18 protein-coding genes and 1 pseudogene are annotated in these 23,552 nt (G+C 54.1%); 8 read left to right on the top strand and 11 right to left on the bottom strand.

Going from position 1 to position 23,552, the window contains the following annotated elements; all coding sequences use genetic code 11:
- Positions 1-50 precede the first annotated feature (50 nt).
- From JAO79_RS09685 to JAO79_RS09670, 4 genes are all read right to left on the bottom strand, one after another.
- The gene (locus JAO79_RS09685) at positions 51-1,757 is read right to left on the bottom strand and encodes a chemotaxis protein (protein WP_199007046.1); all 1,707 of its coding nucleotides are present in this window, start codon (positions 1,755-1,757) and stop codon (positions 51-53) included.
- 154 nt (positions 1,758-1,911) lie between these two features.
- Positions 1,912-2,622, bottom strand: a complete 711-nt coding sequence (dnaQ, locus tag JAO79_RS09680; RefSeq protein ID WP_199007045.1) for a DNA polymerase III subunit epsilon — start codon at positions 2,620-2,622, stop codon at positions 1,912-1,914.
- A gap of 39 nt (positions 2,623-2,661) precedes the next feature.
- Entirely contained in the window at positions 2,662-3,105 is a 444-nt protein-coding gene (rnhA, locus tag JAO79_RS09675) for a ribonuclease HI (RefSeq protein WP_199007044.1), read from the bottom strand.
- Entirely contained in the window at positions 3,105-3,905 is an 801-nt protein-coding gene (locus JAO79_RS09670) for a class I SAM-dependent methyltransferase (RefSeq protein WP_199007043.1), read from the bottom strand. Before JAO79_RS09670 ends, rnhA begins: the two co-directional genes overlap by 1 nt.
- A 102-nt stretch (positions 3,906-4,007) precedes the next feature.
- On the opposite strand from JAO79_RS09670, the gene gloB reads away from it, so the two are divergent.
- The 7 genes from gloB to JAO79_RS09635 all read left to right on the top strand — a co-directional run bounded on the left by gloB (position 4,008) and on the right by JAO79_RS09635 (position 13,126).
- Complete coding sequence (gene gloB, locus JAO79_RS09665; protein ID WP_199007042.1) at positions 4,008-4,802, top strand: hydroxyacylglutathione hydrolase; 795 nt, start codon at positions 4,008-4,010, stop codon at positions 4,800-4,802.
- Positions 4,803-4,979: 177 nt separating this feature from the next.
- Complete coding sequence (locus JAO79_RS09660; RefSeq protein ID WP_199007041.1) at positions 4,980-6,674, top strand: LysM peptidoglycan-binding domain-containing protein; 1,695 nt, start codon at positions 4,980-4,982, stop codon at positions 6,672-6,674.
- A gap of 12 nt (positions 6,675-6,686) precedes the next feature.
- The gene (locus JAO79_RS09655; protein ID WP_199007040.1) at positions 6,687-8,516 is read left to right on the top strand and encodes an extracellular solute-binding protein; all 1,830 of its coding nucleotides are present in this window, start codon (positions 6,687-6,689) and stop codon (positions 8,514-8,516) included.
- Positions 8,517-8,562: 46 nt separating this feature from the next.
- Positions 8,563-9,648, top strand: coding sequence for a microcin C ABC transporter permease YejB (locus JAO79_RS09650; RefSeq protein WP_199007039.1), 1,086 nt, complete (start codon positions 8,563-8,565; stop codon positions 9,646-9,648).
- Between the two features lie 5 nt (positions 9,649-9,653).
- Positions 9,654-10,673 carry an ABC transporter permease gene (locus JAO79_RS09645; protein ID WP_320158955.1) on the top strand — a complete coding sequence of 340 codons (1,020 nt, stop codon included), beginning with the start codon at positions 9,654-9,656 and terminating at the stop codon, positions 10,671-10,673.
- A 1-nt stretch (position 10,674) separates the two neighbouring features.
- Positions 10,675-12,273, top strand: a complete 1,599-nt coding sequence (locus JAO79_RS09640; RefSeq protein ID WP_199007037.1) for an ABC transporter ATP-binding protein — start codon at positions 10,675-10,677, stop codon at positions 12,271-12,273.
- A 67-nt stretch (positions 12,274-12,340) separates the two neighbouring features.
- Positions 12,341-13,126, top strand: coding sequence for an enoyl-ACP reductase (locus JAO79_RS09635; RefSeq protein WP_199007036.1), 786 nt, complete (start codon positions 12,341-12,343; stop codon positions 13,124-13,126).
- A gap of 51 nt (positions 13,127-13,177) precedes the next feature.
- Here the strand turns inward: JAO79_RS09635 and JAO79_RS09630 are convergent, their stop codons facing one another.
- Together JAO79_RS09630 and JAO79_RS09625 are read right to left on the bottom strand one after the other, a co-directional pair.
- Positions 13,178-13,591 (bottom strand): PilZ domain-containing protein, encoded by a 414-nt coding sequence (locus JAO79_RS09630; protein WP_227664486.1) that lies wholly within the window; start codon positions 13,589-13,591, stop codon positions 13,178-13,180.
- 11 nt (positions 13,592-13,602) lie between these two features.
- On the bottom strand, positions 13,603-15,429 hold the full coding sequence (locus JAO79_RS09625) for a DUF1631 family protein (protein WP_199007034.1): 1,827 nt from the start codon (positions 15,427-15,429) through the stop codon (positions 13,603-13,605).
- A 178-nt stretch (positions 15,430-15,607) separates the two neighbouring features.
- Here JAO79_RS09625 and JAO79_RS09620 point away from each other — a divergent pair, with 178 nt between their 5' ends.
- Positions 15,608-16,681, top strand: coding sequence for a 3-deoxy-7-phosphoheptulonate synthase (locus tag JAO79_RS09620; RefSeq protein ID WP_199007033.1), 1,074 nt, complete (start codon positions 15,608-15,610; stop codon positions 16,679-16,681).
- A 60-nt stretch (positions 16,682-16,741) separates the two neighbouring features.
- Here JAO79_RS09620 and cobA read toward each other — a convergent pair.
- From cobA to JAO79_RS09595, 5 genes and pseudogenes are all read right to left on the bottom strand, one after another.
- Positions 16,742-17,494, bottom strand: a pseudogene (gene cobA / locus JAO79_RS09615) (uroporphyrinogen-III C-methyltransferase); the annotation flags it as partial.
- A gap of 92 nt (positions 17,495-17,586) precedes the next feature.
- Positions 17,587-18,861, bottom strand: a complete 1,275-nt coding sequence (gene serS / locus JAO79_RS09610) for a serine--tRNA ligase (protein ID WP_199007031.1) — start codon at positions 18,859-18,861, stop codon at positions 17,587-17,589.
- 111 nt (positions 18,862-18,972) lie between these two features.
- Positions 18,973-20,307: a replication-associated recombination protein A gene (locus JAO79_RS09605; protein ID WP_199007030.1), complete on the bottom strand. Its 1,335-nt coding sequence runs from the start codon at positions 20,305-20,307 to the stop codon at positions 18,973-18,975.
- Positions 20,307-20,954: an outer membrane lipoprotein chaperone LolA gene (gene lolA / locus JAO79_RS09600; protein ID WP_199007029.1), complete on the bottom strand. Its 648-nt coding sequence runs from the start codon at positions 20,952-20,954 to the stop codon at positions 20,307-20,309. The genes JAO79_RS09605 and lolA overlap by 1 nt, the downstream gene beginning before the upstream one ends.
- A gap of 10 nt (positions 20,955-20,964) precedes the next feature.
- Positions 20,965-23,547: a DNA translocase FtsK gene (locus JAO79_RS09595; protein ID WP_199007028.1), complete on the bottom strand. Its 2,583-nt coding sequence runs from the start codon at positions 23,545-23,547 to the stop codon at positions 20,965-20,967.
- Positions 23,548-23,552 lie beyond the last annotated feature (5 nt).

Raw genomic sequence — 23,552 nt, 5'->3', positions numbered from 1 at the left:
CCTGCGCTAATCGCAGGTTTTTTTGTGTCTCAACATGGGCTAACCCGGCGCTATAAGCCAACGTCAGCCAGCGAGGTTTCCGCCAGATTCAGCAAGCCGACGTTGCTATCCTCCCGCCGACCAATGCCCTCAATATAGTATTCAAGTGACGTGAGCGCATCTGCCAGCGCCTCCAGCACCGAACTCGATGGTGCCTCCTTTGCGTCCAGCAACTCATTCTGAATGGAGTCCGCGATCCTCGCGATAACGTTGGCCGCTGCGGGATCACTCACCATGATGAGCCCTCCCCATATGCTTCTCAGCGTGCCGGGCAGGTTTGCGAGATGCAGCTTGTCATAGTCAGATTCGATGAATGCTGTGATTGCCCGCTTCGCCAAGGTCAAAGCGCCGCGAGCCTCCTCAGTCACCACCAGGATCGCTTCCTGCAGGTACACTGATTCTTCGCTGCGGCCATTACTGCTCGCCAGCGCATCGGTTTCAGAGGTAATGCCCCGAGTTACGATTTGCATAACAGCGTCTTCAACGCCCAGAACCGAATCCGCCAGCTGGTACAACTCTTCTTCGGCCGGCAAACGGTTTTCTTCTTCCCACGCCCGAAGCTTTCTGGCTTCGCCGCGGGAAATGCCCGCCAGGCGATTGAGGTCGAGCATAACCAGCGTGTTACCAAGACGCTCAAGTGCATCCGCAATAGAGGCAAGTTCAGCAAGGTCTGGTTCGATGCCACGCTCGATAATGTCCAGCTTATCTTTGAGCTGACTCAGCTCTTCAAGCAACGCTTCAGACAACGACTTCAGAACATCGCTGCCCGGACCATACAGCCGGCGTGCGTGCGCCTGCATCATGGAGTCAGGAAAGTCTGACGGCTGAAGCTTGTAGCTTTGCAGAACCCGGGTGATTTCAGGGTTTGCCGAACCACTGCGGTAAAGCAGATACAACAGGTCTTTTACAACGGAATCCGGAGCGTCTTTGGCGGTGGCAACGCGCCCCACGTAAACAATTTCACGGGTGTAGCGCTCCAAACGCATCAATAAGCGCTTTCGAGCCTTACTGAACCCCATTGCCCTATCCAGCATGGCATCCGCGGTGATTGCCACCAAACACCACATCTGGCCCATGGGTGCATTCTGGCAAAGTCGGGCAAAACCGCGGGCTGCACGAGCAATGAGCTTCTTACTGATCTCTTCGTTTTGTTCCCGGAGTATCCCCAGCAAAGCGACCTGAAACGTCAAGCGCATACGACGCGCCAGCATTTCGTATTCAAGGTCGTCATCTACACTCGGACGGAGCGAGAGATCGCAGCAAAAATCCGGACGTTCTCGCACATCGACGTCAAAAAAACACGATTCCGGATATGGCTTTTCTTTACGGGCTTCGCGTAAGTCATTAATAACGGGGAGCAATAATTCTGGGTGATCAACACGCTGTTGATGGTAATACTCCACATAGCGACGCAAGGTGAACAGCGCGCTATTCAGAGTGGTAAGCAAGATGTTTTTGTCGTCGTTGGCACCCACGGGAACGTCGTTCGCCAGATTCACCGCTTCTTGGCAAATCAGCGTTCCACCGCGAAGTTCTACGAGCAGGAAAATACCGCGTAACTGGTTCAGATAGTCGACACAGTTTTGCAGGTCTTCCCCACTTTCCCGATTTTCCTGAAAGCGTTCAAGGCTCGATTCCGCTTGTTTGATGGTCTGTTCAATTTCACCCTTAACCAGATCAAACGACTGCGATTTCGTCGCAAGAGACGATTGGACCATAAACGCTTCCTGTTACGTTGCGGAGACGACCGCTTCCTGTGCATGAACAATCTCAATTCGCATAAAACCCGCGAACTTATCATTACTTATAACATAAAATTCATGTAGCTCAAGAAAGCTGAAATGTAACAATTAGTACAGTTAGATACAGATCTCACTCTGAAGCATTAAGTTTGCTCCACACGGTCTGCCCCGCCTTTTTCTCGATCCGCTCCATCATTTCATTGTGCGCATTGATCTCATCATTCGTGGCCTCGACAACAGGTAAACGGGCCCGTTCCGACGACAGTCTGCGAACCCCGGTAACACCCCCTTCGTCGCCCGAGCCAGCATCCAGTGACAGCGCGGTTTGGCCACCGGTCATCAACAAATAAACATCCGCGAGGATTTCGGCGTCCAACAGCGCGCCGTGCAGCTCCCGGTTGGAGTTATCTACACCGTATCGTTTGCACAGTGCGTCGAGGTTATTTTTTTGCCCGGGATGCTTCTTACGGGCAATCGCCAGGGTATCGACAATGCCGCAATGATCTGCGGTCTTCCGCACTGGTTTGAGGCGGGAAAATTCCGAATCCATAAAACCGACGTCAAACGCCGCGTTATGAATCACCAGTTCGGCCCCTTCGATAAACGCAAAAAATTCGTCAGCGATGTCTGCGAACTTCGGCTTATCCTGCAAAAACTCGTTTGTAATACCGTGAACGGTAATAGCTTCCGCCTCGACTTCCCGCTCCGGATTTATATAGACGTGGTAATTTCGCCCGGTCAATTTGCGCTCAACCACTTCAACACACCCGATCTCGATAATCCGGTGCCCTGCGCTGGGATCAATACCCGTTGTTTCTGTATCCAGTACAATCTGTCTCATGCATTACCTTTCAGAGAACATCAATTGGCAGCTACTACTTTAGCGCCTCATCACGGTTTCGACACCCAAGTTCGCAAGCTCATCTGCCAACTCGTTACCCGGATCTCCGGCGTGCCCCTTAACCCAGTGCCAATTTACATTGTGCCGGGCCGATTCCGCGTCCAGCTCTTTCCATAAATCCGAATTCTTGACCGGCTTCTTCGCCGAGGTTTTCCAGCCATTGCGTTTCCAACCCGCCATCCACTCTGTGATGCCTTTACGGACGTACTGAGAGTCTGTATACAACTCGACATCGCAGGTGCGATTCAATGCTTTCAGGCCCTGAATAGCGGCCATCAGCTCCATCCGGTTATTGGTTGTTTCTGGCTCGCCGCCGTGCATTTTTTTCTCGGCTCCGCCGTAGCGCAAAACAACCCCCCAGCCACCCGGGCCCGGGTTACCTTTACACGCGCCATCGGTGTACATTACTACTTTGCCTGCCATTAGATCTCCGATGAATGGTTGCTGGTATCGAAACGCCGGGGCACCCGGTTCGTGCAACCCCTGGATGCACCGACTGCGCCGGGGAGCGTGATCACCTTGGTTTTGCGCCAGTTTACTCCGCGCTGAATAGGGGCCGGCACACGCTTGCGCGCAAGGATACAGTAATAGGCCCCGACAGGAACAATATTGGCTTTCCCCGAAGGTTCTCGGGTAGTAGTTGAGCCCTGCCGTTTCTGGATCGGTAACCGGCAAAAATAAGTAGCCGAAGACTCCACCGTAAAGCCGAGCAACCGAAGCCAGTCCTCCATGCGCGAGCGCATCAAAAACCGCCCGCCCCATGGCCCTTGGTGATGCCGGGAAAGCAGTTTGCGCGCCCCCCACAACCCAAGCGGATTGAAACCAACCAGAGCCATAACTCCCTCACCTCGCAAAACCCTTGCGGCTTCTCTGAGCACCTGATGAGGATCCTGCGAGAAATCTGCAGCATGGTGCAAAATGGCCAGATCGATAGAATCGGTCGGGAACGGCAGTTCATCCGAATCACATACTGCCACGCCATCCGGCATATTCGGACTCCAGCTCGGCGTGGTAATAATCCTCTGCACGAAGTCGGTACCCGTGGCCAACGGCAACCTGTGGCTCAATCCGACTTGCAGCTGCCGGGCACCGGTCAGGCTGCCCAACTCTCTATCAAGCACACAGCGCTGGCTGGCCAACAAAGCTCGCCCTAGCGGGCTCTGAAACCAGACTTCAAAGCTTTCATGTCGTGCTGAAAAATCGATCGGCCTAGAGTCGTTCACTGTTTATTCCCCTGCTCATGCGACCCTGACATCCGACACCTTGGGATAGGCGCTCTGTTGCTTTATCATAACAGTCACATCCATTAAGCACATGTGGTCAAGATGTTTCGCATTTACCCTATTCCGGCGTTTTCAGACAACTACATCTGGTGCCTTTCAGATAGCTCATGCGGTAAAGCCCTTGTGGTGGACCCAGGGCAGGCGCAACCGGTCGAGGAGTATCTGGAACGGTCGGGCCTGACGCTCGATACGATCCTGGTTACCCATCATCATCCCGACCATGTGGGTGGGATTGCCGAGCTTCGCAAATCGCACCCGGATGTCCGGATTGTTGGCCCGAAAGGCTCACCGTTCACCAATGTGACAGAATCGGTTAGCCACGGCGATCACGTTGAATGGCAATCAATTCGGTTTTCGGTAATGGCAACCCCTGGCCACACCCTGGATCACATTGTCTATTTTACCGAGACCCAGGTGAATAACGCCCCTGTTTTGTTCAGTGGTGACACCCTGTTTATCGGCGGTTGCGGGCGCTTATTTGAGGGCACTCCCGAACAAATGCACCGTTCCCTGAACGCTTTACTGAATCTTCCAGACGACACTGCAATATACTGTGCCCACGAATACACCCTTGCAAACCTTCATTTTGCACGCCATTGGCTGCCCGACGATGCGGGGTTGATCGAGTTCGAGCACAAGTGCAACCAGCTGCGCCAAGCCGGCAAACCCACTGTGCCCTCCAGCCTGAAAAGCGAGAAATCCCTGAACCTGTTTTTGCGCTGGGATGACCCTGCCGTGATCAAAGCCGCCGAAGCTTATGGCGCCGAAAACGGGTTGCCGGTCACCAATCCAACGGAAGTCTTTGCAGCCGTCCGGCATGGTAAAGATCATTTTTAATCCCAAAGGCAATAAAGGCGGTGGTAACAATACCTCTCAAAGCCGTAACATCACGTGCCTTGACCGCCTTAAAACCCGTCCCATAGAATCTCGCTCGAACTGTGTTTGAAGCATTGCATTTATCTTTACGCCGGATCTGGTTACTGACATCCGGCGCAACCTCCCGGAAGCCTAGTTATGCCGGTTAATCGCCTCTCATTGGTCTTGCTCACCACATCCTTAACCGCTGGCTGCAGCAGCAATCCATTATTCGAAAACTGGCACAGCAGCCCGCTCGAGTCTGAACGCATTGTGGTGGCCCAGGGCGACGACGAGCTGATCGCGGCTATCGATTCCGACAAAGATTTATCAGCGAATGCACCGTTGGACGATGCCATTTCAGCAGACCTGAAAGCCAAAGCGAAAGCCGCCCGTAAAAAGCTCGACGAACCCAAGTCCTCCGGGCCAGATGAACTTGTGCAAACAGATCTGTGGAGTCGCATGCGTGCCGGGTTCAAAATGGATCATTCGGTTGATAATCGAAGGATGCAGGCCCAGCTGGATTGGTATGCTCGCAACCCCCGTTATATTCAGCGCGTAACAGAAAGGGGTGCGCGATACCTGCACCACATTCTGAGCGAAGCTGAAGCTCGCGGCCTCCCCACAGAGCTGGCCTTGCTGCCGGTAGTAGAAAGCGCCTTTGATCCCTTTGCATACTCCCACGGGCGCGCAGCCGGGCTTTGGCAGTTTATCCCGTCAACGGGCAAATACTTCGGCCTGACACAGAGCTGGTGGCATGATGATCGTCGCGACGTGCTGACCTCGACCGACGCAGCACTCACCTATCTCGAGCGCCTGGCCAATCGCTTCGACGGTGATTTCACCCTGGCGCTGGCGGCCTACAACTCCGGCGGTGGCACCGTCTCCAGCGCCATGCGTCGCAACAGAAAGGCAGGCAAACCAACGGACTATTGGTCTCTGAGCCTCCCAAAAGAAACCCGGCACTACGTACCGAAACTCCTGGCACTGGCCAAGGTTATCGACAACCCGGACGCCTTTGGCATTCAACTGCCGGAACTGAAAAACGAACCCTATTTCGAAGTGGTCGAGACCGGCTCACAGCTGGATCTTGCGCAGGCCGCCAAACTTGCAGGTGTCGATATCGATGAAATTTACCTGCTCAACCCATCGTACAACCGCTGGGCGACTAATCCAGACGGCCCGCACCGGTTGCTGGTACCTGCACAAAATGCTGATACATTCCGTGCTGCGTTGGCAAATTTCCCCGCCGACCAACGGGTTTCCTGGAAAAACTACAAGGTAACGAAGGGTGATAATCTGGGTAGTATCGCTCGCCGGTTTTCCACCACTACATCGGTTATCCGTCAGGTAAACAAGCTGAACAGCGACATGATCCGGATCGGTCAGCAGCTTCTGATTCCGTCCTCCACCAAAGGCTCTGACGCTTATGCCTTGAGCCAGTCTCAAAGAATTGAGCGCAAGCAGGAGCGGAAACGTTCCGGCAATAAGGTGCGCTACACCGTGCGCCGGGGTGATACCTTCTGGGACATCGCCCGGGAGCACCGGGTAAGCGTGCGAGAGGTGGCCGCATGGAACGGCATGGCGCCAGGCGACCCTCTGCACCCCGGCCGGAAACTGGTGATCTGGAGCAAGGTCAAGCAACCTAAAACCGTCGCCAGCAATGCCAGAAGCAAAGCCATGGTGCGCAAGGTTGGGTATCGCGTACGCAAAGGCGATTCCTTATCGACGATCGCCTCCCGTTTCTCCGTGAATGTGCGCGATATCGCATCATGGAACGATCTTAATACCAACCGTTATCTGCAACCCGGCCAAAGTCTGGTACTCTACGTTGACATAAGAAACAGCCCATAACGTGCGAGAACTATGACAAAAATACGTAAAGCACCGAGCCTCACCGGACTGGTTACGTCACTGGCTCTGGTGGTCACTTCTTTTGTTTCATACGCAGACAATCACTCCCCGGAAGCGCCCGCGCCGATGCACGGCATCGCCATGCACGGGGAGGTGAAATACCCGTCGGATTTCGATCATTTCGATTACGTAAATCCAGAAGCCCCCAAGGGCGGCCACCTAAAACTGAGTGCCGTCGCCAACGGTTTTGATAGCTTTAACCCGTTTGTAGTCCGAGGCGTTGCCGCAGCGGGCATCAGTACCTATGTTTACGACACCCTGATGGTGCCTTCCGACGATGAGCCTTTCTCGGCTTACGGGTTGATCGCAGAAAGCCTGGAAGTACCCGATGACCGAAGCTACGTTATTTTCAATTTACGAAAAGAAGCTCGGTTTCAGGACGGCGAACCCATTACCGCTGAAGACGTTGCCTTTTCCTTCCGCATCCTGACCACGGAAGGCCATCCTTTCTATCGCAATTATTACTCCGATATCGAAAGTGTATCGGTCGAAAGTGATCACCGCGTTCGGTTTGAATTTGGTGATACCGAAAACCGCGAGCTTCCCCTGATCATCGGGCAGATGCCGATTTTACCGGCCCACTATTGGCAAGACCGGGAGTTCGAGGGCAATGGTTTGAATGTGCCGGTGGGGAGTGGCCCCTATCGTATCGGCTCGTTCGATGCAGGCCGCACCGTGACATTCGAACGTTTACCTGATTACTGGGCAGCTGACCTCCCGGTTCGCATCGGTCGCTTTAATTTCGACAAAATCACCTACGAGTATTACAGCGACGATACTGTTGCTCTCGAGTCGTTCAAAGCCGGCAATTTCGACTTCCGGCAGGAAACCTCAGCAAAAAACTGGGCTACGGCCTACACCGGAACACCGTTCGAGAAAGGTTTGATCACCAAAGTCGCAATCGAGCATCACCGTCCGACTGGCATGCAAGGCTTTGTTTTCAATACCCGAAAAGCGGTTTTCAAAGACCCCAAAGTCCGTGAAGCTTTGGCCTACGGATTCGACTTCGAATGGGCAAACCGCAATCTGTTCTATGGCCAATACAGCCGCACAGACAGTTTCTTCGAAAACAGTGAACTCGCGTCTGAAGGCTTGCCTTCCGGGCGCACACTGGAGATTCTGGAACCGTTTCGGAATCATTTGAGCGCTGACGTTTTTAGTAAGGTGTACACACCACCTGACACCGGCAAAAGCCGGACCGTTCGTGACAACCTTAAACAGGCACTGAAGCTGCTGACCGAAGCCGGTTATCGCATTCAAGGCGGTAAGATGGTTCACACAGAATCCGGAAAGCCACTTAAGTTCGAAGTTCTGCTGGCACAGAAAAGCTTCGAGCGTGTGGTGCTTCCGTTCACCCAGAACCTCAAAAAGCTGGGCATTGATGTCACGGTGCGCCTTGTTGACACCAGCCAGTATATTCGGCGAGTTCGCAGTTTCGATTTCGATATGATCACTCAGGTACTGCCGCAATCCGACTCACCCGGTAATGAGCAGCGTGATTATTGGCATTCGTCGAATGTGGATGTACAAGGTTCGCGTAATACGATCGGGGTGAACGACCCAGTCGTCGATGAACTCGTCAATATGGTGATTCAAGCACCGGACAGAGACGAGTTGGTACATAGGGTGCGCGCCCTGGATCACGTGTTGCTGCACGGCCATTACGTCATACCTCACTGGCACCTGAGCAAAGACAGAGTGGCCTACTGGAACCATCTTGAACGGCCGGACGTTACCCCTAAAAGCGGTATCGATCTTAACAACTGGTGGGTTGCCCGCTAAGGAACCCACTCCGAACCAAGCCGTTACGCAAGGATTCCTTCCCTAGATGGGTACATACATACTTCGTCGATTGGCGCTGATCATTCCGACTTTGGTCGGCATCATGTTGCTCAACTTCATCATCGTTCAGGCTGCGCCGGGTGGTCCTATTGAGCAGCTGATAGCCGAAATGGAAGGCCTTGGCGGCAATGCACTAGCCCGAGCCGGTGGCGGCGACATGGGCGGCGAAGTATCGACAGCTTCGAGCGAAAGTCGGGGTGCCCGGGGCTTGCCACCGGAACTGCTGGCCGAAATGGAAACCCGCTACGGTTTCGACAAGCCCGCCCACGAACGCTTTCTGGGAATGCTGAAGGATTACGCCACGTTTGACTTCGGGAACTCCTTTTTTCGAGACCGTTCTGTAGTCGAACTGGTTATTGATAAGATGCCGGTATCCATTTCGCTTGGGCTTTGGTCAACGCTCGTTATCTATCTGATTTCCATTCCACTCGGGATCCGAAAAGCCGTTAAAGACGGCTCCCGTTTCGATGTCTGGACCAGCTCCGCCATTGTCGTCGGCTATGCTATTCCCGGGTTCCTTTTTGCGATCCTGTTGATCGTTCTGTTTGCCGGTGGTAGTTACTTCGACTGGTTCCCGTTGCGAGGCCTTACCTCACCCGATTTTGACTCTTTGAATTGGTACCAGAAGATTGGTGACTATTTCTGGCATCTGGCACTTCCGGTTACCGCCAACGTCATTGGCGGTTTTGCCACCCTCACGTTGCTGACCAAAAATTCGTTTCTCGATGAAATCGGCAAGCAATATGTCGTCACCGCCAGAGCCAAGGGCCTGGATGAAAAACAGGTTCTTTATGGCCACGTGTTCCGCAACGCCATGTTGATTGTCATTGCCAGCTTGCCCGGCGTGCTTGTGTCTTTGTTCTTCACTGGCTCTCTGCTGATCGAGGTCATTTTCTCACTCGACGGCCTTGGTTTGCTTGGGTTTGAAGCCGCTCTGAACAGGGATTACCCCGTCATTTTCGGCACCCTGTATATCTTCACACTTATGGGGCTGCTGCTGAAACTCATCAGCGACATCACCTACGTGCTGGTTGATCCACGCATCGACTTTGAAAGCAGAGAGGGCGCTTAATTGTGATCAAACTCTCTCCCATTCAACAACGCCGACTACGCAACTTTCGAAACAATCGACGCGGGTATTGGTCGCTCTGGCTGTTCCTGCTGATATTCGGCATCAGCCTTGCTGCCGAATTGCTAGCAAACGACAAGCCTTTGGTCGTGTCCTACCAAGGTGACTGGTATTTCCCGGTCGTGCAGACCATTCCAGAGGAAACCTTTGGTGGATTCCTGCCCACGGAAACCGACTACCGGGACAGCTTCATTGCCGACGAAATCAACGCCAATGGCTGGATGATCTGGCCCCCGATACCGTTCAGCTACAACACCATCAACTACGATCTGGATGTGCCTTCACCGGCCCCACCCAGCTCCGTCAACTGGCTTGGTACCGACGATCAGGGGCGCGATGTTGCTGCCAGAGTGATCTACGGATTCCGTATTTCGGTGGTGTTCGGCCTGACACTGACCCTGGTCAGCTGCCTTATCGGAGTCGCAGTAGGTGCCATTCAAGGCTACTTCGGTGGCAAAATTGACCTTCTTGGCCAGCGCTTTCTGGAGATTTGGTCAGGGCTGCCGATGCTCTATTTGCTCATCATCCTGTCGGCCATTGTGCAGCCGAATTTCTGGTGGCTGCTGGGTATTATGTTGCTGTTCAGCTGGATGGGGCTTGTGGATGTGGTTCGGGCGGAGTTTCTCCGGGCCCGAAACTTTGAGTACGTGCGGGCAGCAAGAGCCCTGGGCCTGGAGAACCGGCATATTATGTTCCGCCATGTGCTGCCAAACGCCATGGTGGCCACCCTCACCTTCTTACCTTTTATCCTCGCGGGTGCCATTACCAGCCTCACCTCCCTGGATTTTCTGGGATTCGGCCTGCCTTCTGGTTCGCCCTCTCTCGGCGAGTTGATTGCCCAGGGTAAAGCCAATTTGCACGCGCCCTGGCTGGGCATTTCAGCCTTTGTTTCCTTGTCGCTCATGCTGACTTTGCTGGTTTTTACCGGAGAAGCGGTACGTGATGCGTTTGACCCGAGAAAGAATTGATATGAGTGATTTATTAACCATCTCGGATCTATCCATCCAATTCGATCACGGCCCTCTCGCCGTGCAACACCTTTCGTTGTCGATTGGTAAGGGCGAAACTTTGGCGGTGGTCGGTGAAAGCGGCTCCGGAAAATCGGTTTCGGCGCTTTCGGTGCTTCGCCTGCTGGATGAGCGGCATGTAAGTTACCCCTCCGGCGAAATTCTGTTTGAGGGCATAAATGTGCTTAACGCCCCTGAAAAGGTCATGAAAACCATTCGTGGCCGGAAAATCAGTATGATTTTTCAGGAGCCAATGACATCTCTCAATCCATTGCACACTGTTGAGAAGCAGATTTCAGAAACCTTGCAGGTCCATCTGGGCATGAGAGGCCCACAGGCGCGAACGCGCTGTATCGAACTGCTTGATCTGGTTGGCATCCCGAACCCGGAACAACGCTTGGCGAGCTACCCACATCAGCTATCGGGCGGCCAAAAACAACGGGTGATGATCGCCATGGCCCTGGCCAACGAGCCGGAGCTGCTCATCGCCGACGAACCAACCACTGCGCTGGATGTAACGGTTCAGAAGCAAGTTCTGGAGCTGCTTCAGTCGCTTCAGAAAAAGCTCGGAATGGCCATGCTGCTGATCACTCACGATCTTAGCCTCGTGAGGCGTTACGCCGACCGGGTACTGGTTATGGAAAAAGGCAGCAAAGTTGAGGAAGCGGAAACCGATCGCTTGTTTTCAGCGCCTGAACACCCGTATACGCGCACGCTGATTGATGCAGAACCACCGGAAGAACCTTTAGCTCCGCCTGCAAAAACAAAGGCTTTACTAGAGGTTTCCGGGCTAAACGTATCATTTACTTTGAAAAAAAACCTTCTGGGCAAAGTCACCAAGAGCTTTCATGCGGTAAAAGACGTCAGCCTGCAACTGAGCCAAGGCGAAACGTTGGGCATCGTTGGCGAGAGCGGCAGTGGCAAAACAACCATCGGCCATGCACTACTCAAACTCACGACCAGCACCGGCTCCGTTCGGCTTGATGACACCGAATTAGCGTCTCTTTCCCAAAAGCAGTTCCGACCCTGGCGCCGCCGCATCCAGATTGTGTTCCAGGACCCCTTTGGCAGCTTAAGCCCGCGAATGTCGGTAGCGGAGATCATCAAAGAAGGGCTTTTGATTCACGACCAAGCTAATAACGATCAACACGACGCCAAGGTTATTCAGGCATTGAAGGATGTCGGGCTCGACCCCGCGGCCCGCGACCGCTACCCGCACGAGTTTTCAGGCGGTCAGCGCCAGCGCATTGCGATAGCCCGGGCACTGGTCTTGCAACCCGAAGTCATCATTCTTGACGAGCCCACTTCTGCGCTCGATCGCACGGTTCAGAAGCAAGTAATTGAGTTGCTGCAAAAACTTCAGGCTCAGTATGGGCTAAGCTATATTTTTATAAGCCACGATCTGAATGTCGTGAGAGCTCTGAGCCACAAATTACTGGTGTTACAACAGGGCGAGATTGTTGAATACGGAGACGCGGAAAGAATCTTCCGGGAACCCAGGGAAACCTACACCAAAGAGCTGCTGAACGCGGCATTTTTCTATAGCACTACGACCAATTGACATTAGCCCCTTCGACTCGGGTCGGGGATAATGCGCCAAAATCAAGGAACATAGGGAGTCGATACCCATGGGTATTCTCAGTGGTAAAAAAGCACTGATTGTTGGTGTTGCCAGTAAACATTCCATCGCTTACGGCATTGCAGAAGCCTTTGCTCGCGAAGGCGCGGAACTGGCGTTCACGTATCAGAACGAAAAACTTCAGTCACGCGTGGAGAAATTTGCCGAGCAATGGGGAAGCAAGATCACCATTCCCTGCGACGTTGCCAGCGACGAAGAGATCGAGAACGTATTCACTGAGCTAGGCAAGCACTGGGACAACATCGATATCATCATTCACGCTGTTGGTTTCGCGCCCGGCCATGAGCTGGATGGTAATTACGTTGATGTGACCACCCGTGACGGGTTCCGCATCGCCCATGACATCAGCTCTTACAGCTTTGTTGCCCTGGCAAAAGGCGCCCGTAAGATGATGCACGACGGCAGCAGCTTGCTGACACTCAGTTACCTGGGTGCCGAGAAGGTTCTTCAGAACTACAACGTGATGGGCCTCGCGAAAGCCTCTCTGGAGGCAAACGTTCGATACATGGCTGCAAGCCTGGGCAAAGAAGGCATCCGCGTGAACGGCATCTCTGCCGGCCCCATAAAGACTTTGGCGGCGTCCGGCATCAAAAGCTTCCGGCGTATGCTGGCAGAGAACGCCAAACGTGCACCATTGCGCCGTAACGTGACAACCGAAGAAGTGGGTAATGCGGCTGCGTTCATGTGCTCGAACCTGGCATCCGGTATTACCGGCGAGATTCTGTACGTTGACGGTGGTTTCAACATCACCGGTATGGGCGAGCTGGAAGACTAAGGTCATTAACAGCCCTACCCCATTACAAAGCCGACTCTCTGTCGGCTTTGTTTATTCTGATCCCGCAAATGCTTCGGCGACCGCATCAAGCCAGTGCAGATAATCGGTTTCGTCGGACTCGAACACCCGCAAGCCGATCAAATATCGCTTACCCTCTTCTTTACTCCATACCACTTCCACCATAAGCCTTAACGATTCCTCGCGTCCGGACAAATGGATTTCAGCGGCTAACAACGACCCTATCCGCAAGGCTTCAGCGCTCACCAGGCTCATCCCGCTGGCCGAAAGATCCCGCACTTCGCAGGTTCGAACCGAACCTTCCAGCAACTCTCCGCCAAGCTCGAGTGGTTCCGTTGATTCAACCTGGAGCCGGGCTGTCGCCCGTGCTGACAAACGGTAATCCGCCCGTTTATCGGCCCCATCAGGAACCGGGGATTCCTCACCGAAACGGTAATCTTTATCCATCACAATCCCCCTTAGTTCCGGCTGCCACGGATTCGGCCCACAACACGACTGAGCGTATCGTCAAAGGCTGCCCCGCCTCCAAGAATTCTTATCGTTCCACCGACAATACCCGCTACCAATTCGTCCCGCATCATTTGATGCCGGTTGAGCCCCAGGCGATCGACAAAGACAAATTTGCCGGTAGCCGCAATTTTGACGGCCAATTTCAATCGCAAGGGTGTGTCTTCGGCCTGTTCAGACTCGAGCACTATCCACCCTTCAAGTTCGAGCTGGTCAACTTGGCGAGCAGCATCGGCTTCGGCCTCACGAGCCAACCGTTCCAGCTCCAGTTTTTCATCAGCCATCCTTTGCTGCTCGGCCTCCGCACGCTGCCTTGCCAGCGTGGCTTCATGAGCCGCTTTTCGCTCTTCAGCCAGACGCTGTGCCTCTGCTTTTTCACGGCGCAACGCCTCTGCTCTTGCTCGAACTTCGCGGGCGGCTTGCTCTCGCTGCTGCTGCTGTTTCTGACAGACCTTCACCAACACATTTACCGTTTCTTCCAGGACCTCGCCAAACGGTTTCAACTCAGGTAAAAGCCGCAACGTTTGTTGATTCAGTTCCCGCTGGAACTCGGACCAATCCTGCAACCCGAGTTTTACCCCGGCACCGTTGGTCCAGACGATCTCCTGGCTATCCGGCAACAACGCAAAGAAAAACCGCCGCTGCTCATCGACACCCTCGCCGCTCACAAACCAGCGCTCCGTGTAGGGTTCAACATCACGGGTGCTCAGGGCCGTTCGCTCGAGCCAGCCGGCGTCAAACGCGAACTCGCCGTTCGCCGGTAGAGCGGGTTCCGGAGCGGTGCTTTCACCTTTAATCCGGTCAACAATAACCGCATTGATCGCCTCAATTTTTGCCACAGGTATGTCTCGCCCCATGGCACGGCGCCACACATCGTGAACAAGGTCTCCGAGCTGTTCACCCACTCGGTACAGCTTGCTTCGATCTTTATCAGACAAGGCCGGGTCGCCCGCCCACACCAACCATTCCAGAATTTTATTCGCGTGCCGATGCAATTCGCTTTGTTCACCGTCGGCCAATACGCTTTGCTTCAGCACGCCAATCCAATCGTTCAACACGAAGCCCGAAATAACACTTGGCAATTGCCGCCCCCTTAGCGCTCGCCCCACCAAGGCTTTTGATATCTGCTCGGCCTGACGTTGCCGTGACAGACCCAATTCGGTGTCATACAACCGACGCCGAAGCCGATCCACCTGCCCCAGCCTCTTCAAACTGTCATCAAGCCACTGCTGACAATAAACTTCTACCGGCTCTGTCGAACCCTGTTCGAAACTAGCTGCCACAGCAACAACCAGGCTATCGAGCAAATCCAGCAGTACACGAGACGAGCGCCCGCCGGTATCACTCCATCCACGCCATTCCTGCAGATGGTCGAGCCAATCCAGCACAACCTGCGGGAAACCTTTGCCGCCGTCTTCATCCAGCCGCCAGGCACACCAGAATCTAAGCCGGGCAACGCGACTGACCAGCGAAGCGTGAAGCCCACTGGTATTCAGGAAGACATCCATAATCCGATCAGCAAGATAAGCCGCATTGACCTGGCGGACGCTCCAGTCAATCTGCACTGAGCGTAAAACATGGGTAACCCGTTCATCCCGTTGTTCGGACCAACAGGATGAAAGCAGAGGCCTCCAGTCCGGCACGGTCTCTGGTACAGAGTTACCGGTGGGATATGGCAGGTCCGGTACACGAATGCCGGTGAGAACCTGATTAATTCGGGCAGCAACCTCTTTACGGGAAATTGGCTCTACCTCTGGCTGCTTTGCCTTAGGGAACATCCGGTGCCTGTTGTCTGGAATCGTTGAAATGGACCTTCAAATAACGCAGTATAACCAACTCGCCGGGGTTTGCTGCAACCGTGTACCGGCGCCATTCGTGTTTATCTTCAATCACCGGGCAAAGCGACACGGCGTTGTTTCGGTGACGTAACGATTTGAGTCGGGGAACTACAACAAGATGTCGGGCAAGAAACTGGAAAACCTGAACGTGGCCAGCCAGGAACAACTGATCACTCCTGAAGCCTTAAAAGACGAACTGCCACTGTCAGACAAGGCAGCAAATACTGTCGCGTCAGGCCGTCAGGCTATTTACGACATCATGGACGGCAAGGATAAGCGGCTGTTTATCGTTGTTGGCCCCTGCTCCATCCATGATCCCGAAGCAGCACGAGATTATGCCACCCGGCTGAAGAAGCTCGCCGATGAGGTCAGCGACACTCTGCTGATCGTGATGCGCGTTTACTTCGAAAAGCCCCGGACTACCGTGGGCTGGAAGGGCCTGATCAACGATCCACATCTGAACGATACGTTCGATATTGAGCAAGGCCTGCACATTGGCCGCCGCTTGCTGCTGGACATCAATGAAATGGGCTTGCCGGCTGCTACCGAAGCACTTGATCCGATCTCACCCCAGTACCTGCAAGACACCATTGCCTGGTCAGCGATCGGCGCACGAACAACTGAATCCCAGACCCACCGTGAGATGAGCAGCGGTCTGTCGATGGCTATCGGTTTCAAAAACGGCACAGACGGTAATCTGGACGTTGCAGTGAATGCGATGAACTCGGTTTCACACCCTCACAGCTTTTTGGGAATTGACCAGCAGGGTCGCGGCGCCATTATCCGGACCAAGGGCAACAACTACGGCCACGTTGTTCTGCGCGGCGGCGGCGGTAAGCCGAACTACGATTCAGTCAATGTCGCTTTGTGCGAGCGTGCCCTGGAAAAAGCCGGCCTGCGCAAATCCATCATGGTGGATTGCAGCCACGCCAATTCCAACAAAGATCCTGGCATCCAACCGCTGGTCATGCAGGATGTCACCCGCCAGATCATTGAAGGTAATGAGTCGATTCAGAGCTTGATGGTGGAAAGCAACATCAACTGGGGTAACCAGTCGATCCCTGACAATCTCGACGATCTGAAGTACGGCGTGTCCATTACTGATGCGTGTATTGACTGGGAAACCACAGAAAGCGCGATTCGTGAAATGCGCGACAAGCTGAAGGATGTGCTTCCAAAGCGCGGCGAGTAAAACAAAAAAAGGCCCGGAACCTGAACAGCTCCGGGCCTTTTTGTTTGATCAATCAAGTGCTCAAATAACCGACTCACACCCCAGCCAGTCCAACTTCCCTCTCAAACTGACCACGTGACCAATGATCACAATGGTTGGAGCCTGAACGCCACTGCTTTGAACCAAAGAGGCAATGTTCTCCAAAGTGCCAGTCACAACCTTTTGATCCGGTGTCGTACCCTTGGACACCAGTGCTACCGGCATATTCGAATCCATACCATGAGCAATCAGTTCCCGACAGATGATTGGCAATCCCACCAACCCCATATAGAACACCAGCGTCTGGTTATTCTGTACAAAGTCCGTCCACGGCAAATTGCAGGTATCATCTTTTAAGTGGCCGGTGACAAAACGAACGGATTGAGCGTGATCACGATGAGTAAGCGGAATACCAGAATAAGCGGCACAACCTGATGCAGCGGTAATCCCGGGCACCACTTGAAAGCGAATTCCAGCGGCCGCGAGAGTTTCAATTTCTTCCCCGCCACGACCAAAAATGAACGGATCCCCCCCTTTCAGGCGGACAACCCGATATCCTTCCTTGGCGAGCTCTACCAAACGCTGGTTAATTTGCCCTTGAGGTAACGTGTGATTCGCGCGTTTCTTGCCAACGTGGATCTTCTCGACCTGCTCGGGAACCAACGCCATAATCTCAGGCGACACCAAGCTGTCGTACAGCACCACTTCTGCCGCCTGAATCAGTCGCCATGCTTTAAGCGTCAACAGTTCAGGATCACCGGGGCCGGCCCCGACCAAAGCCACATCACCGGCGGAATTGTTCGGATTTTCCGTGACCGGATTCGGTTTGAAGCGGACCGGGCCTGCTCCAACCTTCACACCTTTCCCTGGCACCTCGGTTTGTCGACTCATTGGATGCGCTCTACGCCTCCCATATAGGGCTTCAGAACGTCAGGCACAACGATGCTGCCGTCGGCCTGCTGATAATTTTCCATAACCGCAATCATGGCCCGACCAACCGCCAAGCCTGATCCATTTAGTGTGTGCACCGGCTCTGGCTTACCGGTTTCCGGGTTACGCCAGCGAGCCTGCATACGGCGCGCCTGGAAATCACGGGTATTGGAGCACGAAGAAATCTCACGATACTTGCCCTGCCCCGGCAGCCACACTTCAAGGTCATATGTCTTAACCGCGGAGAAGCCCATATCGCCGCCACACAACGTGACCATCCGGTACGGCAACTCAAGCAATTGCAGTACTTTTTCCGCGTGACCTGTAAGCTGCTCGAGCGCCTCACCGGACTCCTCCGGACGCACCACCTGAACCAACTCCACCTTGTCGAACTGATGCTGGCGAATCATGCCCCGCACGTCGCGACCGTATGAACCCGCCTCACTACGGAAGCACGGCGTGTGGGCGACCATGCGCAGAGGCAATTCCGAATCGTCCAGGATGCTGTCGGCGACCAGATTGGTTACCGGCACTTCCGCAGTCGGAATCAGGTACAAAGGATTGTCGCCGTCCATCCGGAACAGGTCTTCTTCGAACTTCGGTAGCTGACCAGTGCCAAACAGTGCATTGCCGTTCACCAGGTAAGGTACATAAGTCTCTGTGTAACCGTGCTCGGTGGTGTGCAGGTCGAGCATAAACTGAGCCAGAGCCCGATGCAGACGGGCCAATGGGCCACGCATCACGGCAAAACGGGAATGGGCAAGATTGGTCGCCTTCTCGAAATCGAGACCGTTAATGGCTTCACCCAGGGCGACGTGATCTTTCGGCTCGAAATCGAATTCGCGAGGCGTTCCCCAAACACGGGTTTCAACGTTGTCATCTTCGCTTTTACCGGGGGGTACATCTTCGTCCGGGACGTTCGGAATGCCGGCAAAGAATGCGTTCAAAGCTTCCTGCACGGACCGTAGTTCGTCTTCCGCTTCGCTACGCTGTTGCTTCAAGCTTTCAACTTCATCCAACAGCGGCTTGATGTCTTCACCGGCCGCCTTGGCTTTACCAATCGACTTGGAACGTTTGTTCTGCTCGCTCTGCAGGGTCTCGGTACGAACCTGAATGGCTCGGCGGCGCTCTTCCAGCTGCTCGAAAGTGGCTACGTCGAGCTCAAAATTTTTAATAGCCAGCCGGCGGGCGATCTCTTCAGTCTGTGAACGGACACGTTTGGGATCGAGCATGGTGTTCCTGAATTATCCAGTTAACGAATGGGTGAATAGGCGAACATTATACCCGCCATGAGTTTGCTGGCCAGCATTGACCTGAGCCACAAAGCAGACCGGCCGAACCAATCAATAGCGCTTTAGAGTGCTTTGTTGGTCGAGTGTGTCCAGACGTTGACGCTTTTCGGCGAGTTTGATTTCCAGGCCCCGCATCACCGGCTCGTAGTAACGGCGCTGATGTATGGCTTCTGGCAGATAGTTTTCACCTGCCGCATAGGCATCGGGCTCGTCGTGCGCGTAACGATACTCTTCGCCGTGCCCCATGCTCTTAAGCAATTTAGTGGGTGCGTTACGCAAATGCACTGGCACTTCATAGTCGGGATCGCTCTTGATATCAGCCATGCATCGATTGAACGCGGCGTAGACTGCGTTACTTTTGGGCGCCATGGCCAAATAGGTCGCTGCCTGCGCAAGAGCCAACTCCCCTTCCGGAGAGCCTAAGCGCTCCTGCGCATCCCACGCCTGCATGGCCAATTGCAGCGCTCTCGGATCTGCATTGCCTATGTCTTCACTGGCAATCCTGACAAGCCTTCGTGCAACGTAGAGTGGATCACAGCCACCATCGAGCATTCTGCATAGCCAGTAAAGTGCACCGTCTGAGCTGGACCCCCTGATCGACTTATGCAAGGCCGAAATCTGGTCGTAGAAAACATCACCGCCCTTATCAAACCGGCGCAGGCTGGTTTGCAGGACTTGTTCCAGTGTTGACGGCAGTACCCGATTGTTTCCTTGTTCGTCTGGTTCTGCCAAATCCGCAGCAACTTCGAGAATATTCAATGCCCGACGCGCGTCCCCGCCTGACGCGGAAGCCATGGTATCCAGTACTGAAGGATCAACCTTCAGCGAACCCGCAAAACCGTCCTCACTGGAAAGTGCTCGGTTTAGCAGAGTCAAAATGTCATCAGCTTCGAGGTTTTTGAGGACATACACCCGGGTGCGGGACAACAGAGCGCTGTTGAGTTCAAAGGAAGGATTTTCGGTAGTTGCTCCGACAAAGATGAACGTCCCATCTTCGATATGAGGCAGAAAAGCATCCTGCTGGCTTTTATTAAACCGGTGAACCTCATCAACGAAAAGCAAGGTGTCGCGGCCCTGGGCCTGCTTTCGGTGTTTAGCACGATCCACGACTTCGCGGATCTCTTTGACACCGCTAAGCACCGCCGACAAGGTTTCAAACGTCAACTCACCGACATTGGCGAGTAATTGCGCGAATGTGGTTTTTCCAACCCCGGGCGGCCCCCATAAAATCATGGAGTGCAACTGGCCCTGTTCAACAGCCCGTCGGAGCGGTTTCCCTTCTCCCACCAGATGGGCTTGCCCTACGTAGTCGGCCAGGGTTTTAGGGCGCATTTTGGCTGCAAGCGGCTGAAACCCAACCTCTTGCTGAAACAGGTTGTCCTGCATCAAGCACCGTCCCGAATAACGTCAACCTCCTCGGGATACTCCAGCGTGAAGGCTTTTTGATCTACATCCTTGTTCAGTTTAATGGAATCAAAGCTAAGAATGCTGATTTGAGCCAGCGAATCTTCCATTCTCATTTCTTGCAATTCACCGTCGAAAAAGCTCAGACGCAGTGAAACGAACAAAGAGTCAGCCCCTTTGGGGATCAGCGTAAATTCTTGCGTCAATTCGCCGATTCTGCGCTGGCTGACCTCGTAGGTTTCGTCCAGATTATCGACCTCACCGCTGAGCAACAGCGCGGGCGTGCTTTGGACGCGATCGTCCAGCTTGTGGATCGTCACCTGCTCGAGATCCGGGTCGTACACTTCAACGGTTTCGCCATCACTTACAATGAATTGCGACAAGGGAGCAGCCGTTTCCCAGTAGAACAATCCAGGCCTCTTGGCCTTGAGAGAACCGCGAGTTTCTTGTACCCGCCCGCCGTTTTCACCTACCACAATCTGAATAAAATCAGCCTGATAGGTTTCATAACTTCGCAGGATTGATGAAAGCTCTTCGGCAGCGCCGGAGGAAGCCTCTTCGGCATGGCTAAACCCCGCTGTAAAAACAAGCAGCAGGCTCATGATCAAAGAATTCAAAAATCGATTCATACTAACGCTCCTAGTCTCTTGGGGGCGGCGGTGCCAGAACTTCTCTGGCGCCATTATGACCCGCCGCACTGACAACACCCGCTGCTTCCATTGCATCCACCAGGTTGGCGGCGCGGTTGTAGCCAATCTTGAATTTTCGTTGAACCGAGGATATCGACACTCGTCGATTTTCGGTGACGAACGCGACGGCTTCATCGAACAGCGCGTCGCCTTCGTCGCCACCACCGCCTTCCGTCAGGGTAGGCACTCCGGGCAAATGCTCTCCTTCGGCACCACTGAGCACGTCATCAACGTATTCCGGCTCGCCCCGAGCCTTCCACGCACTGACCACCCGATGCACTTCATCATCGTCCACAAAGGCACCGTGCACACGAACAGGCAAACCCGACCCCGGCGGCAGATACAACATATCCCCGTGCCCCAGGAGCTGTTCTGCCCCGCCCTGATCCAGCACCGTTCTGGAATCAATTTTGGAGGAAACCTGAAACGAGATCCGGGTCGGAATGTTGGCTTTGATCAAGCCGGTGATCACGTCAACCGAAGGCCTCTGAGTAGCGAGGATCAAGTGGATACCCGCAGCACGGGCTTTCTGGGCAATTCGGGCAATAAGCTCTTCCACTTTCTTGCCGACGATCATCATCATGTCGGCAAATTCATCGATTACGACAACAATGAACGGCAAGGTTTCCAGCTCCGGGCGCTCCTGCTCATCGTTCGCAAGATGATCATCCGGTTTCCAGAGCGGGTCCAGCAGAGGTTCACCTTCCGCCCGGGCATCTTTCACCTTTTTGTTATAGCCGGCCAGATTACGCACGCCCAAGCTCGCCATCAGGCGATACCGGCGTTCCATTTCAGCGACACACCAACGCAGTGCATTGGCAGCTTCTTTCATGTCGGTGACCACGGGTGCCAACAAATGCGGAATACCATCGTAGATGCTCAGTTCAAGCATCTTCGGATCCACCATAATGAAGCGCACATCGTCCGGCCCGGCCTTCAGCAACATGCTCAACAGCATCGCGTTAACGCCCACGGATTTACCGGAACCGGTGGTACCCGCAACCAGCAGATGCGGCATCTTCGCCAGATTGGCCACCATCGGGTTACCGCCGATGTCGTTACCCAAGGCCAGCGTGATCGGCGATGACGATTCGGTAAATACTCGAGCTCCCAACACCTCACTCAGCCGAACGATCTCTCGGGTTTCATTCGGGATTTCGATACCAACCACCGACTTTCCGGGTATCACCTCGACAACCCGAACACTGAGTACCGCCAACGAGCGAGCAAGGTCTTTGGCCAGATTTGATATTTTGCTGACCTTCACCCCTGCCGCCGGCTTAATTTCGAAACGGGTAATAACGGGACCAGGGTTGACTTCAACCACTTCCACCGAGACACCGAAATCCGCCAGCTTTTCTTCCAGCAACCGGGACATGTGCTCGAGGGATTCTTCGGAATAGCCGCTTTCTTTGTGCTCTTCGGGCGGATCTAGCAGTGTAATCGGCGGAATCGGGCTCTCGATGTCTTCAAGCAAAGAGCCCTGCTTATTGCTGCTCTTTTTCGTGTCAGAAGCGCCTTGATCCTCTTTCTTGAAAGGCGCGATCTTCAGCGCCCGGCTCAAAGGTTTTTCTGCTTTTTTCGCGGTCGGTTTCGGTACTACGGGTTCAACGTCGCGCGAACTGAAGCTTTCAACTTCCGCCGGTTCCGGGTCAGCTGTCGTTCTCCCTTCCAGAGCCGGTTCTTTACGCAAGTTCTGCGGCTTTGGCTCCGGATTCCCTTTCGGCGTTCTGTCTTTCTTGGCAAATAGACGGCGCCACCAGGGCGTCTTCACTGCGGAAGCCGGCTTGGCATCAGAGGCGGTTGCCCGAGGCGCACTACGAACCACGGGCGGTTCTGGTTCGTCCTTGGTTAAAGGCGATTCAGATCGTGCCGCTTTCGAGGTCTGCTTTTTGAAGAACGCTGTAACGGCCAACGCCGCCTTGAGGGTCAAGCCACCCACCCGATCCATCAAACGGAACCACGACAGGCCAATCGTAACGGTGAGCGCAAACAGGAAAATCGCAATCAACAACAGTGTCGTTGCTGGCAGGTTGAAAAATCGAACCATCGACTCAGACACCGCCTTGCCCAGCACGCCACCGGAAGACATGCCCAGACCGAACAAGGAATACAACGACAGCAAACTCGTTGCGGATAGGAGAATCAGAATGAAGCCACCGAATCGGACCATGAACAGCGGCCAATGCAAATCCAGGGGCTGATGGCGAAGCCGAATGAGCATGAAGGCATAGCCTGCCACCATGACCGGGAAAAGCCAGGACACATGTCCGAAAAAGTCCATTAACAGACTGGCCAACCAGGCCCCGGTGCGGCCCGCGTAGTTTTCTACATTGGTTTCATGGCCAATACTGGCCCAGCCGGGATCCGTGTGACTGAAGGTAAAAAGCGCCATGGCCAGATAGATGCACAGCACGATGAGGCCCAGAACAGCACCCTCACGGGCGCCCTGGGCCATCAACAGGCGAAAGCGCTTTTGTTTGTCTGTGAGTTCCGTGGGTACAGATTTTTTCGCTTTAGCGGATTCCGCCATGAATA

Origin of the sequence: Marinobacter litoralis (assembly GCF_016427555.1) — a bacterium.
Taxonomy (GTDB): domain Bacteria; phylum Pseudomonadota; class Gammaproteobacteria; order Pseudomonadales; family Oleiphilaceae; genus Marinobacter; species Marinobacter litoralis_A.
Note: the sequence above shows the minus strand (reverse complement) of the source record. Positions and strands in the feature narration are given on the sequence as shown.